At 50.5% G+C, this 15094-nt stretch carries 13 protein-coding genes; 5 read left to right on the top strand and 8 right to left on the bottom strand.

Annotated elements, in window-relative coordinates:
- Window positions 1-121: 121 nt before the first annotated feature.
- Window positions 122-703 carry a LysM peptidoglycan-binding domain-containing protein gene (locus ACOQPU_RS17795; protein ID WP_420641174.1) on the top strand — a complete coding sequence of 194 codons (582 nt, stop codon included), beginning with the start codon at window positions 122-124 and terminating at the stop codon, window positions 701-703.
- A 41-nt stretch (window positions 704-744) separates the two neighbouring features.
- Here the strand turns inward: ACOQPU_RS17795 and ACOQPU_RS17790 are convergent, their stop codons facing one another.
- From ACOQPU_RS17790 to ACOQPU_RS17760, 7 genes are all read right to left on the bottom strand, one after another.
- Window positions 745-2157 (bottom strand): ATP-binding protein, encoded by a 1413-nt coding sequence (locus ACOQPU_RS17790; protein WP_420641173.1) that lies wholly within the window; start codon window positions 2155-2157, stop codon window positions 745-747.
- Window positions 2078-2785, bottom strand: a complete 708-nt coding sequence (locus tag ACOQPU_RS17785; RefSeq protein ID WP_420641172.1) for a DnaD domain-containing protein — start codon at window positions 2783-2785, stop codon at window positions 2078-2080. Before ACOQPU_RS17785 ends, ACOQPU_RS17790 begins: the two co-directional genes overlap by 80 nt.
- A gap of 141 nt (window positions 2786-2926) precedes the next feature.
- Window positions 2927-3454, bottom strand: coding sequence for an AAA family ATPase (locus ACOQPU_RS17780; protein ID WP_420641171.1), 528 nt, complete (start codon window positions 3452-3454; stop codon window positions 2927-2929).
- 30 nt (window positions 3455-3484) lie between these two features.
- Window positions 3485-4825 carry a replicative DNA helicase gene (dnaB, locus tag ACOQPU_RS17775; protein WP_420641170.1) on the bottom strand — a complete coding sequence of 447 codons (1341 nt, stop codon included), beginning with the start codon at window positions 4823-4825 and terminating at the stop codon, window positions 3485-3487.
- A gap of 164 nt (window positions 4826-4989) precedes the next feature.
- Window positions 4990-5499 carry a bifunctional nuclease family protein gene (locus tag ACOQPU_RS17770; protein WP_420641169.1) on the bottom strand — a complete coding sequence of 170 codons (510 nt, stop codon included), beginning with the start codon at window positions 5497-5499 and terminating at the stop codon, window positions 4990-4992.
- A 161-nt stretch (window positions 5500-5660) separates the two neighbouring features.
- Window positions 5661-7403, bottom strand: a complete 1743-nt coding sequence (locus ACOQPU_RS17765) for a hypothetical protein (protein ID WP_420641168.1) — start codon at window positions 7401-7403, stop codon at window positions 5661-5663.
- Window positions 7404-7536: 133 nt separating this feature from the next.
- Window positions 7537-8658: a hypothetical protein gene (locus ACOQPU_RS17760; RefSeq protein WP_420641167.1), complete on the bottom strand. Its 1122-nt coding sequence runs from the start codon at window positions 8656-8658 to the stop codon at window positions 7537-7539.
- A 648-nt stretch (window positions 8659-9306) separates the two neighbouring features.
- Between ACOQPU_RS17760 and ACOQPU_RS17755 the strand changes: the two genes are divergently transcribed.
- A complete protein-coding gene (locus tag ACOQPU_RS17755) occupies window positions 9307-10683 on the top strand; it encodes a hypothetical protein (protein WP_420641166.1) in 1377 nt (458 codons plus the stop codon).
- Between the two features lie 247 nt (window positions 10684-10930).
- A complete protein-coding gene (gene icd / locus ACOQPU_RS17750) occupies window positions 10931-12169 on the top strand; it encodes an isocitrate dehydrogenase (NADP(+)) (protein WP_420641165.1) in 1239 nt (412 codons plus the stop codon).
- 36 nt (window positions 12170-12205) lie between these two features.
- On the opposite strand, the gene ACOQPU_RS17745 is transcribed toward icd, so the two are convergent.
- Window positions 12206-12676: a hypothetical protein gene (locus ACOQPU_RS17745; protein ID WP_420641164.1), complete on the bottom strand. Its 471-nt coding sequence runs from the start codon at window positions 12674-12676 to the stop codon at window positions 12206-12208.
- Between the two features lie 333 nt (window positions 12677-13009).
- On the opposite strand from ACOQPU_RS17745, the gene ACOQPU_RS17740 reads away from it, so the two are divergent.
- Both ACOQPU_RS17740 and ACOQPU_RS17735 read left to right on the top strand, forming a co-directional pair.
- Window positions 13010-14017 (top strand): ABC transporter ATP-binding protein, encoded by a 1008-nt coding sequence (locus ACOQPU_RS17740; RefSeq protein ID WP_420641163.1) that lies wholly within the window; start codon window positions 13010-13012, stop codon window positions 14015-14017.
- Entirely contained in the window at window positions 14014-15033 is a 1020-nt protein-coding gene (locus ACOQPU_RS17735; protein ID WP_420641162.1) for an ABC transporter ATP-binding protein, read from the top strand. Before ACOQPU_RS17740 ends, ACOQPU_RS17735 begins: the two co-directional genes overlap by 4 nt.
- Window positions 15034-15094 lie beyond the last annotated feature (61 nt).

The raw sequence follows: 15094 nt of genomic DNA, 5'->3' as shown, positions 1-15094 counted from the left end.
GTCTCTCCAAGATGGAGCAGATTTTAGCAGAATTTGACGCTGCTTGACCAAACTGGGCAAGCCTGCTAATCTGTGGCACCATTTGTCATAATGTTTTATGCGTGATTGGAGGAGTGGTCCCATGAGCGAAGCAGATGTTACTCACAACGAAAACGAAGAAATTGAAGAACAATCAGCCGTGGCAAACGAACCAGATCTGATTTTGGTGGATGACGAACCAGAAAATGAGAGGCAGAGTGAACTCATTAAGTTTGCGCTTTTGGCAGTTGTACTGTTGGGGGCCGCGCTGATTATTGGGTTATTACGGCCGTACATCTTTGGCAAAGTTATCCCCGCCATTTTGGGCGAAGCTCAGCCCGCCGCCACCATCATCAACACAGAAGCTGAAGCTGAAACACTGAAGCCAGAAGTAGAAGAAGAAAATGAAGCAGCCGCTGGTGAAGCAGAAACCGTTGAAGAAGCTGAGTCAGATGCAGAAGAGGCGAATGAAGACGATGCAGAAGCAAGTGAGGACCCTGTTAACCCGGAAGATTTCCCAACGGCCGTACCTGCCCAAACGCATACCGTCCAACCCGGTGAAACCCTCACCGCGATTGCCCGGCATTATGGCGTCACCGTCCAGGCCATCGTTGAAGCCAACCAAATCAGCAATCCAGACCGGGTCACTGCGGGCACAAAGCTGACAATCCCAGAAGGGCAGTAATCAGTTCTGTTCAAAGCTGATACCGAATGTGGATCGCTAACCTACCGTTTCCGGCCACGTTTGGGTTTTACGCCACCGCGATAGCTAGGCACTTCCAGCAAAAAGAAGGTGCAGCGGCTGCCGTCCAGCATGCGCGTCGCCAGGCGTGGATCAATTTCATCAATGGGTGTGGCCGTGGTAATGACTGTGGGCAGCCGGGCATTGTAGCGGTAATTAAAAAGCTGGTATAGCTTCTCACGCGCCCAAGACGTGGCACTTTCCGTCCCCAAATCATCCAAAATCAGCAGCGGGGCTGTTTTTACCTCGTCAAACCGCTTGTCGTAGCGCATGCCGCTCGCCGGATTAAACGTTGCCCGCAAATGATCCAGCAAATCCGGTACCAAAATAAAAAGCACCGGCTCGCCCTTCTTTTGCATCTCGTTGGCAATAGCAGCGGCCAGATGGGTTTTGCCGTTGCCAAAGGCAACGCTATTAAGCACCAGCCAATCTGTTGGTGCTTCAGCAAAATCGCGGGCGGTTTCCAGCGCGTTGCGTAGGTTGCTTGCCTGGCCGCGAGGCAGTTCCCGCTCCCGCAAATCAAAATTATCAAACGTTTTGTCGTGGTGCAAGCTCAGGGTAGACAGTTCTGACTGTTCCTGATCAACCCCTGCCCGGCGGAAGTCTGGCGCGGCAATGTGAATGATCTGCACCAGGCTAGGATCTACCATGCGCGAGCGTATGCGAATTTCAATTGCTTCAAGCTCTAAATTTGTGGTGACGACCGTCGCCAGGCGGCTGTTGTAGCGGTGGTTGAATATCTGATACAGTTTTTCTTGCGCCCAGTCGCTGTTGCTTTGCGCCCCCAAATCATCCAGGATGAGCAGGGGCGTGTTGCGAATTTGCTCAAATCGTTCATCGTACCCTGTTGGGGAATTGGGGCTAAAGGTGGCTCGCAAATGATCTAGCAAATCTGGCGTGTTCACAAAAAGAGCAGGATGCCCCATCGCAATACGTTGGTTGGCAATGGCTGCTGCCAAATGTGTTTTACCGCAACCATAACCGCCCTTTAGTACCAGCCACCCTTCCGGATTTTTAGCATAAGCGAGTGTGCGGTCGTAAGCTAACTTCAGGTTAAGTTGCTTGCCGGGGGTAAGGCCATGCCCATCGGGTAGGAAGGCATCAAAGGTGCAATCTTGCAAGGCACCCAGTTGGCTCAACTTGAGCAAGCTATCAATGCGAGCCATTTCGCGCTCGGCGGCGCGGCAGCTACAGGCCACCGCCCGTCCGAAGCGGGGATCCACTGGCGGCACATCGGGAATCACGTACCCTAGGCCACCGCAGTGGGGGCAATCTGGTTGCCCCAGGCCACCTGCCGCTGCGGAATCATCGGGAGCATCACCGCTTGATGATGTCACGATATTCATCTGGGACTGATTGGCGTAGCTCTTTTTGAGTATCTCGCCGGCCGATTCCATCTTTCTTTCCTTCCTGTCGCCATCTTTCTAAAATGGCAATGATGTAGCGCCACTTGCGGACGTTGTTAGCAACGGCCGTTTCGATTGCTTCCTCTATCCACCGGACGGGGTAGGTCTGCTCGGCGTCGCGCAGTTCGTCGGCCACCATCGGCGTGAGGGGTCCAATGTTTTGTTCGTAGAGGATGAAGATATTCGGCCGTTCCACCAGCAGCGTAATTGGCTCATCTTCATCTGGGTTGGGCCGCCACTCCCCTTTGGTAATGCCCTCAAAAGCCGCCCGCCCTTTTTCTGTGTTGAAAAAGTAGAGGTCCATTTTGCCATCGGCACTCTCGATGTTGACGTGTAAAAAGGTACCCCGCGCCACCGCCCGCTCGATGCCGTCCATCAACGCTTCGGTGGCGATGGCGGTGGTTGCCCCTAGCCCCTTCACAAACTCCGTATCGTTCAAAAAGTCGGTCAGGCGCAGGTAGCGCACCTTGCCATCTTTCTGACCCATCGCCCAAAACGCATACAGCGTCACCTTTAGTTCCGCGATGTTATCGATGTGGGGCAGCAAGTCGCTAAAAAAAAGGTTTGGCACGATGGTAGTGCGCAATTTTCCATCTGGGAAGCCGGGGAAACCTTTCATAATGGTTAATTGTTAATTGTTAATGGTTAATTGTCAATGTGCGCTAACTAACATCTCTCATAACCTTGCCCTGATTTTGGGAAGCACTACGTCAAGTAATTTTGTAGCAACATCCAAGGGTGAGATTGAGTAATATAATTCTCAGATTTCAAAATGTTCTAATATTATTCTAGCAGCATCTTGCGGAGATAGTGTTGTATTATCAATGATCAGGGAGTCAGTATCAGGTATCACTTGATGATTCTTCTGTGCCAATTGCCGCTCCAATGCTTCGATTGTATTAATTTTTCCAACAGCTTTCCGATCATTTTGGAGTACTCGCTTCTTGAGTTCTTCTCTTGAGCAAAAAACATGAACATACCAAGTCTCAACATCATGCTTTTTACACAATTCCCTCAACCTGTACAAATATGGCTGAAAGTCAGGATGTGAATAAGCCCAGGTGAAGATTACGCCAGAGATATTCCCTTTGGCTGCATGCTCTAATGCCAGAATACGTACATCCCAGACAAGATCACCAAATTCAACCATGCCGAAGTCAAAGAATGTTTTGGCTACATCCACACTAACATGGTTGTGAAACAAACAGAATCCAGTCACTTTGGCGAGTTCTCTCGCAATTGTTAGTTTTCCGGTCGCTTCCGATCCATAAATGATGATAAGTTTCATTTGTTTGTAACACTTGATGAAGCCACCCAATTACAAATTAATTTCTTGGCGTTGCAGGTTGCGGAAGGTGGCGAGTTTGCTGTGCCAGTAGAGGTCTACTACTCCGGTGGGGCCGTTGCGGTGTTTGGCAATGGCGAGCTCAGCGATATTCGGCCGTTCTGTGGTATCTGGATTGTAATATTCATCCCGATAAATAAACATCACAATGTCTGCATCCTGCTCAATACTGCCGGAGTCACGAAGGTCAGAAAGTTGGGGGTGCTTATCTTGCCGTTGCTCCACGGCACGGCTGAGCTGAGCCGCAGCCAGCACCGGTACGTCCAGCTCACGCGCCAGCCCTTTGAGGCTGCGTGAAATCTCGCTAATTTCCATGACGCGGTTGTTGCTGGTATGTTCGGCCGTCATTAATTGCAAATAATCAATAATAACCAGGTCCAGGCCATGTTCTGCATAGAGGCGGCGGCACTTGGTACGGAGCTGGTTAGGCGTAATTGAGGGCGTATCATCAATAAAAATGCGCGTTTCAGACAAACGGCCGATCGCCTCCATAAAAATAGGCAGTTCATGCTCATGCAGTTGGCCGCGCCGCAGCCGCTGCGAGTCGATACGTGTTTCGGAAGCAATCATGCGCTGCACAAGCTGCTCTCCGGACATTTCCAGGTTGAACATAGCTACCCGCTTGCCGTACCGCATCGCGGCCGTTAGCGCGATGGCGTTTTGCAAACTGGTCTTCCCCATACCGGGCCGCGCCGCTAAAATGAGCAGGTCGGAGCGATTCAGGCCACCCAGCAACCGATCCAGGTCAGTAAAGCCGGTAGGCACGCCAATAACGTCGTCCCCCTGCTCCATCAGCCTCTGAACGCGATCCAAATATTCGCCTGCAATTTGCTTAACCGGCACTAAATCCCGCGTAGTTCGCTGCTCGCTAATGCTAAACAGGGCCGTCTCAGCGCGGTCTATGACGACATTGATGTCTTCTGCTTCGTCATAGGCCAGGTTAGCAATGGTGCCAGCCGCGCCGATGAGCTTACGCCGCAAAGCGGCCGCTTCTACCAGCTTGCCGTAGTTACGCGCATTAATCGCCGTTGGCACCGCATTGATGAGGCTGATTACATACGCCTCGCCGCCCACTTCTTCAAGCTGTTCGCGCCGCCGCAACTCTTCAGTGAGCGTCACAAAATCCAATGGCTCTCGCCGTTCACTCAGACCGAGAATGGCTTCATATATCCATTTGTTGGCCGTGCGATAGAACGCCTCAGGACGCAAGAAGTTGGAAACTTCAAACAGCGCATCTGGGTCGATGAGCAGCGAGCCAAGGACGGCTTCTTCAGCTTCCAAACTGTGGGGGGGCAAGCGTTCAACTGTACTCATGGACTTGTTTTGGCCACAGAGAACACAGAGGATTTTGAGGGTCTCAAGTTCTCTGCTTCTCTGTAGCTGGCAGAAAAATTGTGTGAATAAAAACGTGAAATGCACGTTTGGCGCATTTCACGTCTAAAAGTTGTGGTTTTGATTGTTTGCTTGGTTACCAAAAACTATTCGTCGAAGTCTTCAAAATCGAGTGTATCAACGAAGTCTGTAAAAATGTCAAGCGTTTCGCCATCGGGTGCTTCGCCACTAGAAGATTCTTCTTGCAAAATGTCTGGCTCTGGCAAGACGCCGACTTCGTCCATCACGTCCTGGTTTACAAAGACGGGCACTTTTACGCGCACGGCCAGGGCAATGGCATCAGAGGAACGGCTGTCGATCTCTTTCATCTCGCCGTTCACATCAATAAAAAGACTGGCGTAGAATACGCCTTCATTCAATGCTTTAATTAGCACGTGGGACACTTTGCCGCCCATTTCAGAGATAACATTTTTCAGCAAATCATGGGTAACAGGGCGGGCCATTTCTACGTCTTGTAACTCAATGGTGATGGCATCCGCTTCGTAGGGGCCAATCCAGATGGGCAGTTGGCGTTCACTATCAGTTTCTTTGAGCACCACGATGCGATGTTGGGAAACAAGGCTAATGCGGATGCTGTCTACGACAACTTCGATCATGTTTTTCCTCTTTCGGGGGCACGTGTCGGTGTTTTGCTGGTTGATGACAAGTGCCTGAAACTTCGTAAGAACAGTGATTTCTGTACTGTTCAACTGTATGGCATTGTAGCATAAAGTAAAAATTTATCCATGCTGCCACAGGCAAAAAAGCTGGCGATTGGCTAGTTGGAAAGTATCCAGTTTTGGCCAGATAAGGTGAGGGATAGTTGGGTAAGTACGGCCGTTCCCCAACCAGTCACCTGTACTTCCGCATACTCACCCTCCAGACTAACCGACTGCACTTCATACCCCTGTTCAGTGAGGGAGCGCACTAGACTCAGGTGGCTGGCAGCTAACGGATCAATAAACACGCCATCGTTGTCTAGCACACGGGTGATGCTGTCTAGCAGCACATTGGCTTTGTTGTAATCCCCCATGCGTAAAGCAGCATCGGCAGCTTGCAGCATGACTTCTAAAGTCACATTGATCTCTGCTTGAGGATGGCGCGTCAGATCAGCTGGATTGCCCTCGGTTTGCAGTGCGCCCGGGTACGGCAACCAGGCGGTTAGAAAATATGCTGTTGGATCATAAAAGCGTTGATAGCGACGCATGACGTTAAAGTAGCGAACTGTGGTTTGAAGATCGATTAACTCGGCACGATTTTCGGGCAGATTGGCCAGGAAGGCGAGCCAGTTCGCCTCGGCCTCGGCCAGCGTCAGGTCATAATATTGCTGTAAATTGAGATCAACTGCTTGGGACAAAGTGTTTGCATCTTCGGCGGTTACGTCAGCATAAAATGCTTTGAATTGAGGAAAACCATAGGTGTCAACGAGGTAGGCGACAAATCCGGCAGCTTCCAAATAGCCTATTTCGTGCTGTACCGGATAAAAATTGTCGATAAGCTGTGCCAGGGGAACGTATTGATCCAGTGCCACCAAAGCGGCTGAGCGTTGGTGAATATTCTCTGTTTTGTAATGCCCTCCCGTGCCCCAAACGGCCATTCCTTCGGCCAAGAACGGGATGCGCTCAGGGGCAAATTGGCGGTCGAGGATATGGACGGCTTCATGCACCAATATTTGCTCAAAGCCCTGGCTGGCGTAATGCCGATCCAGGTAGGAAACGACCATGGCATTGCCGGCATACCCACCTTGCCCAATCACCCGATCAATCAGGTAGACATCCAGTTTGCGGCCGGGCACTTCTTCTAAACGAGCGGCAGCTTGGGCAACGGCCGTTTCTACTGTCATTAATATTTCAGGCAAATCCCGGTAAGCGGCCGTGCCGCTAACCACATGCACATTGCAGCAGTTGGTTTCGGCCGTCACCCAGGTGGCACCCCGTTCGTTTGGGGGTAAGTTTTGCGGATCGCGCACCGGAACGGTGAGCACGACTTCATTGTTATCCCGGTTTTCATCCCCCTCACTAATTTCATCATATCGGTCCAGAATGATATGCACAAGCTGGTCGCCTATTTCACCGGTGGTGTCCCAGGCCCATTCAAAAAGCCCTACAGAATCTCCGGCCAAATTTCGGGCACTGAGCGTCCCCTTGGCAACGTCCTGGTAATTTACCAGCACATGCACAGTGACAGATTGTGGGTTCACATTGCTCGGCACGTGCGCCAAAATTTGGAAGGTGACGCGATCCCCGGCAAAAAGTTCTGGCACAGGGTACAGAAAAATATCGTCGGCCTCGATTGAGAGGTCTGCTTCAGGGGGCGCGGCCGTTTCAGTCGGTGGTGGTGGGGGGGCTGTATTCGTTGGGGGAATGGCAATGGTGGGAACGGCTGTATCCAAAGCGGGAGTATGGGTGCTGGGAACGGCCGTTGGTGGCAGCACCTCGGGGGTAGCCGCACCCGCCCCGGCACAGCCAACCAGCAGCAGAAAGACACCTAGACTAATCAAAATCACAAACTTCTTTGCCATTACAAACCCATTACGCAATGTGAAAACGTTTTTTACATACCATCTCTAATTTTAACGAGTGGCCGGAACGGCCGTTCCTCAATTCGGTTTATGCTCAGAAATTATTAAGAAACGCAGTAAAAATTACCCGCTTTTACCCAAAAAGATTGCGCCAAAAGCTGCGCCAACTGTGCAAGAGGCGTTGGAAAAGGTTAGGTTGGGGCGGTGGCGGGAACGAATCATCATCTGGCGGGGGCGATGGTGGTTCGATAGGGTCTGGCGTTGGCGTTGGGTCTGGTGGAGACGGCCGTTGTGCTGGCATGAGCACATTCAGCCGACTAAGCACCGGTTGCAGTTCGCAAGCGAGTGCATGTTCCGGGGCATTGCCCACCTCTCCCGCAAAATGCAGCCCAATCGCCTTGCCGCTGTCCTCATCCACCCAAATGGAGCCTGAATCGCCCCCCATGCTAATTTCTACATTGCCTGCCCCAAGGCGAGGCACAATGCGCACAACATCCTGAATAAGGCGTACGCCTGCCGCACCATAGTTGATGGAAGTTGTCATTTGCACACCATCAATGAAGCCTTTGGTATGTTCGGTGGTACGGCCGCTTTTCCAAACCAACATGCCCAAAATGGGTGTCGTTACATCTTCAATGGCATCGTCATCCACCGTTGCGCCGAGCAGGTCGCGTGCGTTGGTCAGTTGAGCGACGGCTGCATCATATGGCCCTAGCTCAAAGCGGCTCAACGTGGCAAAGGTATCGCCACTGTTGCCGCCGTCTAATGCCCCTGGTTGCCAAATGGGTTCACCCACGGCCGCACCCGGCGATCCGGCAAAAACGTGCCAGTTGCTCAAAGCCATTGGCACTAGCGTAGTGGCATCGTACACTTTGGCACCAAGCGTACCCGCCGTGATGCGCGGATTCCCAGCACTGACACCTAACGGAATGGGATCGTAGCGGGCCTTGCGGGCTTCAGGGGCAGCCTCTAGTTGGGAACTGCCGGGCAGCAATTGAAGGCCATACTCCGCCTGGATCACGTCCACTGGAATGCCCTCAATTTCTTCTGGGAATAATTCAGCTTCGGTCAGATCAGCCTCTGGCCGTTTTTGGGAGACATGCACTCGGATAGAGAGCCTGCCAGTCATTAATCCTTGTGACCATTTGAAGCCAAGATCAACGGCCGTTACGCCTTCACGCGCTAACCAATCTTCACGAACAGAATTAAGTACGGCCGTTGCTTGCGCCATTTGTTCAGGGCTAAACGTTGTCATGGGATTACTCCTTTTTTTGCGGCACTCCAATGGAATGGAGCCATTATACAGCTAATTGCAGCAGGTCAAGACAGGAATGCGTATATTTGTATGAACGGGCACCTTAGACTTTTTCCTGTAGATTTCAGGCCAAAATTAAACGGGGGCGATTAATTTCTGTGTATGATCACGAGAGCGCAAAATGAATCCTGTCGGCATAAGACCGAGCTATACACAACTTTTTATCGCACCCAAATTAAACAGTACCCTTGCCAGCTCTTGTTACTTTTTGTATGCTACCCGTGTAATTGCCATTGGTCGCTCATTTTTGGCATCTATTCAGGATAGTTGTAATGAAATTTTGTCGTAGTATCTATTGAATTTTTGGGGCAAAGGTTCCTTACCCTTAGATTTTCTATGCTGCGTCACGGTTGTTAGTTCCGTATTGTCTGTCCATTTGTATCTGTATCCTCCAGCCAGTGGAGGGCTTGTGATGGTGGTTCCATAGCAGTAACAATGAAACGGCCGTCATCATCCAAGAGGTGTACCGTGTTCGAACGTCCAAATTTCCCCAATGTCTACACCACCCGACACATCACCTGTGTAAGCTGCAAAGAGAAGTTTGCCGTTACTGAAGGGGGCAGTGGTGATTGGCGGGTGCTACCCAACGTGCCCAACACTGTTAATCTATACTATGAGCCGCAGCGACAGCAACGTCCGGTGGTACCAACGCCGCGTCAGGCGCAGCAGCTGCCGGGCCGCATCAACGAACAGCAACCCTTTGAATTTACGCCGTATGCCGTCAACTGCCCCCGCTGCGGTGCCGATAATCGCAATTGGCTCGCGTTACTCCAGACCAATAATCAGGGCATGCAGCAGCGCTTCCCGGTAGTGCGTCTGGCTAACTATGTGTTGTGGTCTTTTGTCGCACTCGCTTTGACCTTGATTTTCTTTATGGATATTCACCTGGGCAAAGCTGCTGTTCTTTTGGTAGCAATACCAGCAGCCATTTTTGGCACCATTTGGGAGCTGACTCGTGAATGGAGTGGCTTACGGGAAAACCAACACGTGAAAAAAGTGCTTCCCAAAAGAAGAAGCAAGGAAACCGAACTTTGGATACGAGGTGGTATTCTTATTTTCTTATTTACGATTGTTTTCCCAATTATATTTTTTTCATTAGCCCCTACATCCTTCCGCATATTTCTGGAACTTGCCCAAGATTCCCCGGAAAGTGAAGTTGATGAGGCAGCAACGGCCGTCTCCCTGTCTGTAAATCAGCAAATAGATGCTACTCAAGATGAGTTCGCCGATATAGCCGGACAGATGCAAGATTTGCTAGATGAGCTACCCAGCGAAGATTTGCCTTCAGTGGAAGCAGAAATTGATACATTATCTGATAGGCTAGCTGATACAGTGGTTGCATCAGAAACTGCTCTGGAACAAATTCAAGCTGAAAGTGAAACTGCTATTCAAGTGCGACGCACTGCAGAATTAGACGCCATAACAGAGGCACGTAAAAATGCAATTGAAGGTTTGAAGGGCGATCTTGTTGCTAATTTAGGCTTTCTGACTGTGTGGGGAGTTAGTGTGGGAATCCCAACCCTTGTTGCGGTTTTCATTGGCATGGCTGCTGTCAAGCAGTTTGTGGGGCAGGTTGATAGAGAATTACCACCTCCTGTTTTTCATAGCGTAGCAAACATGACACGACTGGTCACTTGGGAAGCGCGCCAGGCATTGGAAGTTGGCAATCAGCATTTTGATATTCAATGGATGTCAGTAAACCGCAACGACTCAGGCGGACTCGATTTGGTTGGTTTGTTTCGCGATCCGCCAGAATTCAATACGTTTGGCCAAGCCATAGGGAACCAAGTACGTGCTCAAAAACATACCATTCACACTGACATGTGGTGCCGTGTTAAAGAAGCCAAAATTGAAGATGTGATGGTGCCCGTGCCAGCAGGTGCACCTGCTGGCATCATGCATATGCCAGTTGCGGCTCAGCACGATGCCCCCGCCAATGTTCGCATTCGTTTGCCTGAACGATAAACAAACTGCCAAGCGGCCGTATCCCACCCCAACTTCCCGGATACGGCCGTTTCCCACTTTCCCATTCTTCCCAATCGCGTATAATCAAGCTGGAACCCAAACCAAGTTCAGACTTAACAGAATTCATACCCATAGACATGCAAACAGCCTATTTGCTGGCTTGTTTTGTATGGATTCACCTCAGATATTTCACGGAAACAAGCCATCTTAAAAGATGCCGTGACAAGAGACCAAGGAGAACCAAACCATGAGCTATCTCAATATTAAAGTACCCAATGGTGAAAAAATCACCTACGCCAACGGCCAGCTAAACGTCCCCGACAATCCTATCGTTGCTTACATCGAAGGCGATGGCATTGGCGTAGACATCACCCCCGCTTCGCTGCACGTGTGGAATTCGGCCGTAGAAAAAGCGTACGGCGGCAAGCGCAAAATTGCCTGGATGGAAATCTACTCCGGTGAAAAAGCAGCCAGCCTGTACGATGGCAACTACATGCCAGAAGAAACCTTCGACGCCATGCGCGAATTCGTTGTCGGCATCAAAGGCCCCCTTACCACTCCGGTCGGCGGTGGCTTCCGCAGCCTGAATGTGACCTTGCGCCAAGTACTTGATCTATACGCCTGCGTTCGCCCCGTACGCTACATCCCCGGCACCCCCAGCCCAATGGCACGCCCAGAGCTAATGGACATCGTCCTCTTCCGCGAAAATACAGAAGACGTATATTCTGGCGTGGAATTTGTGGCCAACTCTAATGAAGCCAACAAGCTCATTGCTTTCTTGCGGGATGAATTGGGCAAAACCGTACGCGACGCATCTGCAATCGGCATCAAGCCAGTGAGCGAATTTGGCACCAAGCGACTGGTTCGCCAGGCAATGCAATATGCCATCGACCACGACCGCAGCTCTGTAAGCCTGGTCCACAAAGGCAATATTATGAAGTTCACTGAAGGGGCTTTCCGCGATTGGGGCTACGAGCTGGCGCGTGATGAGTTTGGTGCCGAGCCCTGGGAAGGCGGCCCCTGGCACATCATGAAGAACCCCAACACGGGCAAAGAGATCGTCATCAAGGATGTGATTGCTGACAACATGCTGCAACAGCTACTCACCCGCACCAAAGATTATGACGTGATCGCTACCCTCAACCTCAATGGCGACTACATGAGCGATGCGGCTGCGGCCCAGGTAGGCGGTTTGGGCATGGCCCCCGGCGGCAATATTGGTGATGGCGTGGCCCTGTTTGAGGCAACGCACGGCACGGCACCCAAGTACGCTGGCAAAGACCAGGTGAATCCTGGCAGCCTCATCCTAAGCGGCGTAATGATGCTGGAGTATATGGGCTGGATCGAAGCTGGTGAAATGATTGTGGAAGCAATGACCAAAACGATTCAGAACAAGACGGTGACCTACGACTTGCACCGCCAAATTGAAGGGGCCACCAAGCTGAAATGCTCCGAGTTTGCGCAAGCAATTGTAGACAATATGTAATTCATCTCCAGGTAGAGGCGTTGCAATGCAGCGTCTCTACCTTTCAACAACGGCCGTTTCCAAAGGCACGGCCAGGCAAAGCGTGCCATCCTGCAGGCACACATCTAATATCCCCTCAAACGTACCAACAGCTTCCCCCACAAATTGCAAAGTAACTGTCGTTGAACCATCGACAGGAATTTCCTGCTCAAATGTAACCATTGTAAAGCGAGACAAGGGCAGTGTTTTCAGCTCAGTGTATGCAGGTTCGGAGCGATTCAACGGCACATTGTCCAAATAGCCCGTAGCAATATCAATGCTGTGCAAGGTTTGGCTGGCGGTAATCAAGTTCGTCAGATGCAGGGTCACCTCAAAAGGCTCGCCAAGCACCACTTGGGCTGGTGCATCTAGCTGTACATCAACCGATGTTGGCTCTTGCAGCACCCCACCCCAAAAGATACGGGCAGTTAGCAAGATGACGGCCGTTCCCCCCAAACAAAGCATCAACAATAATAATAGCAATTTCATTACGCGTACCCGGTTTCTCATGCACTTTTTTGCCTTTGAGCCAAACCACCAGCCCGTCAATTTCTCCGTTTTGCGCAGATGGTACAGTAAAATCGGCGAGGCATGTACGGCCGTTGCCAAATTAGGACTTGCATTGCACCCAAAACCCCGTTATAGTACCAATAGGTCACCATAATGACGCCAAAAAGATACCGATTTTTCTGTTTTCAGCTTGCTCATTTGCCAAGCAGGATGTACACTCTTTTATTATTATAGGAAGATGAGTAATCAAAAAGTAGCCTGCATCTACTCAACTCAAAAATCTTCTTTCACCAAATCGGTAGTTAAAAATCTATGACCACACCCATACTTGAAGTATCTGACCTGGTAACTCGGTTTTACACCGAAGACGGCATTGTTCATGCAGTCAATGGCATCAGCTATACCCTAAAAGAAGGGGAGTCGATGGCAATTGTTGGGGAAAGCGGTTCTGGCAAATCTGTCGGTGTCCTCTCCATTATGGGACTCATTCCAGACCCGCCTGGAAAAGTGGAAGCTGGCGAAGTCCTGTACAACGGCCGTGATCTGCTTAAGCTATCTGCTGGTGAAATGCGTCAGATACGTGGGCGTGACCTGGCCATGATCTTCCAGGACCCCATGACCTCCCTCAACCCGGTCCTTACTGTAGGTCAACAACTTACCGAAGCCCTCCGTCTTCACCTGGCTATGGATGAAGAAAAAGCCAACGAGCGTGCTGCCGAGCTGCTCAGAATTGTAGGTATTCCCGATTCAGCCGATCGACTAAAAGATTTTCCCCATCAATTTTCTGGTGGTCAGCGGCAGCGCATTATGATTGCCATGGCTCTTAGCTGCAATCCCTCTATTTTGATTGCAGATGAGCCTACAACGGCCCTGGATGTCACTATTCAGGCTCAAATTGTAGATTTGGTCAAGCGGCTGCAAGATGAGCTTGGCATGGCTATCATTTGGATCACACACGACTTAGGCATCGTGGCTGGCATGGTAGATAAGGTTTCAGTCATGTATGCTGGATTCATTATTGAACAAGGTCCAGTGCATGATGTCTACAAAAAAACCAGCCACCCTTACACGCTCGGTTTGCTGGAATCAATCCCCAAAATTGACGAAAAAGAAAAAACAAGACTGTACACTATCAAAGGGTTACCCCCCGATTTGCTTCAGGAGCCAAATAGCTGTCCTTTTGCCCCGCGTTGCCCTTTCGTCATAGACAAATGCCTTCAGGAAAATCCGCCGCTCAAACCGGTGGCACCAAATCATTCGGTAGCGTGTTGGCGTTGGGAAGAAGTTCGTGAACAAAGCTTAGTTGGAGCAACTGCATGACAGAATCAGAAAACGGCCGTCACAATCGTGAAGTTCTCATTGAAGTAAATGATCTAAAAAAGCATTTCCCCATACGGCGGGGCGTTCTAAAAAGGCAAGTTGGGGCCATTCGTGCCGTGGACGGCATTTCCTTTGAAATTTACAAAGGCGAAACCTTGGGGCTTGTAGGTGAAAGTGGCTGTGGTAAATCTACCGCTGGCCGCACTATTTTACAGCTGTACGAACCCACAGAAGGTTCCGTATTTTATGAAAGGAAATCTTTAACGGAATTAAACCGTGAGCAAATGCGCCGCGCCCGCCGCCACATGCAGATGATTTTCCAAGACCCCTATGCTTCGCTCAACCCACGCATGACTGTAGGCAACATTGTCAGCGAACCATTAGCTATTCACGGTATCGGCGACTCCAAGAGCCGCAAAGCACGTGTAGAGGAACTGCTTGCATTAGTAGGTCTAAATCCGTATTTTATCAGCCGTTACCCGCACGAATTTTCCGGCGGGCAGCGTCAGCGTATAGGCATTGCCCGCGCCTTAGCGACAAATCCCTCTTTTATTGTGGCCGATGAGCCTATTTCTGCCTTGGATGTTTCCATTCAAGCCCAGGTAGTTAACCTGCTAGATGATCTCAAGCAAGAACTTGGTTTGACGTATCTGTTTATTGCCCATGATTTATCGATGGTGCGATACATCAGCGATCGCGTAGCAGTTATGTATTTAGGCAAAATTGTGGAGCTGGGCGACCGGAATGATGTGTACGATCATCCCCTTCATCCTTACACACAAGCCCTTCTCTCCGCGATTCCCTTACCTGATCCTGACAAAGAAGAGAAACGACAACGCATCATTTTGGAGGGGGATGTCCCTAGCCCGGATAATCCACCCGCTGGTTGTCGCTTTCACCCACGCTGCATACATGCCACTGATATTTGCCGCAAAGAAGACCCAGTTTTTCGGCCGTTGGGCAAGTCCGAGCATGTGCACATGGTAGCCTGTCACCACGCCGAAAACTTTTTATAGTATGTCATTGCCAATTAAGTAAACCGCACACGCCCCTCAAAAAGAGAACTTCTGGTAAATG

Origin of the sequence: Candidatus Leptofilum sp., from assembly GCF_965223285.1 — a bacterium.
Lineage (GTDB): Bacteria > Chloroflexota > Anaerolineae > Promineifilales > Promineifilaceae > Leptofilum.
This window is presented reverse-complemented; position numbering and strand designations above follow the sequence as displayed.

Bases quoted from the DNA above. Each gene is read 5' to 3' on its own strand.
- ACOQPU_RS17785 (WP_420641172.1), bottom strand. From the start codon at position 2,785: ATGAAAGGTTTCCCCGGCTTCCCAGATGGAAAATTGCGCACTACCATC.
- ACOQPU_RS17735 (WP_420641162.1), top strand. From the start codon at position 14,014: ATGACAGAATCAGAAAACGGCCGTCACAATCGTGAAGTTCTCATTGAA.
- ACOQPU_RS17780 (WP_420641171.1), bottom strand. From the start codon at position 3,454: ATGAAACTTATCATCATTTATGGATCGGAAGCGACCGGAAAACTAACA.
- ACOQPU_RS17745 (WP_420641164.1), bottom strand. From the start codon at position 12,676: ATGAAATTGCTATTATTATTGTTGATGCTTTGTTTGGGGGGAACGGCC.
- ACOQPU_RS17765 (WP_420641168.1), bottom strand. From the start codon at position 7,403: ATGGCAAAGAAGTTTGTGATTTTGATTAGTCTAGGTGTCTTTCTGCTG.
- dnaB (WP_420641170.1), bottom strand. From the start codon at position 4,825: ATGAGTACAGTTGAACGCTTGCCCCCCCACAGTTTGGAAGCTGAAGAA.
- ACOQPU_RS17790 (WP_420641173.1), bottom strand. From the start codon at position 2,157: ATGGAATCGGCCGGCGAGATACTCAAAAAGAGCTACGCCAATCAGTCC.
- ACOQPU_RS17760 (WP_420641167.1), bottom strand. From the start codon at position 8,658: ATGACAACGTTTAGCCCTGAACAAATGGCGCAAGCAACGGCCGTACTT.
- icd (WP_420641165.1), top strand. From the start codon at position 10,931: ATGAGCTATCTCAATATTAAAGTACCCAATGGTGAAAAAATCACCTAC.
- ACOQPU_RS17740 (WP_420641163.1), top strand. From the start codon at position 13,010: ATGACCACACCCATACTTGAAGTATCTGACCTGGTAACTCGGTTTTAC.
- ACOQPU_RS17795 (WP_420641174.1), top strand. From the start codon at position 122: ATGAGCGAAGCAGATGTTACTCACAACGAAAACGAAGAAATTGAAGAA.
- ACOQPU_RS17770 (WP_420641169.1), bottom strand. From the start codon at position 5,499: ATGATCGAAGTTGTCGTAGACAGCATCCGCATTAGCCTTGTTTCCCAA.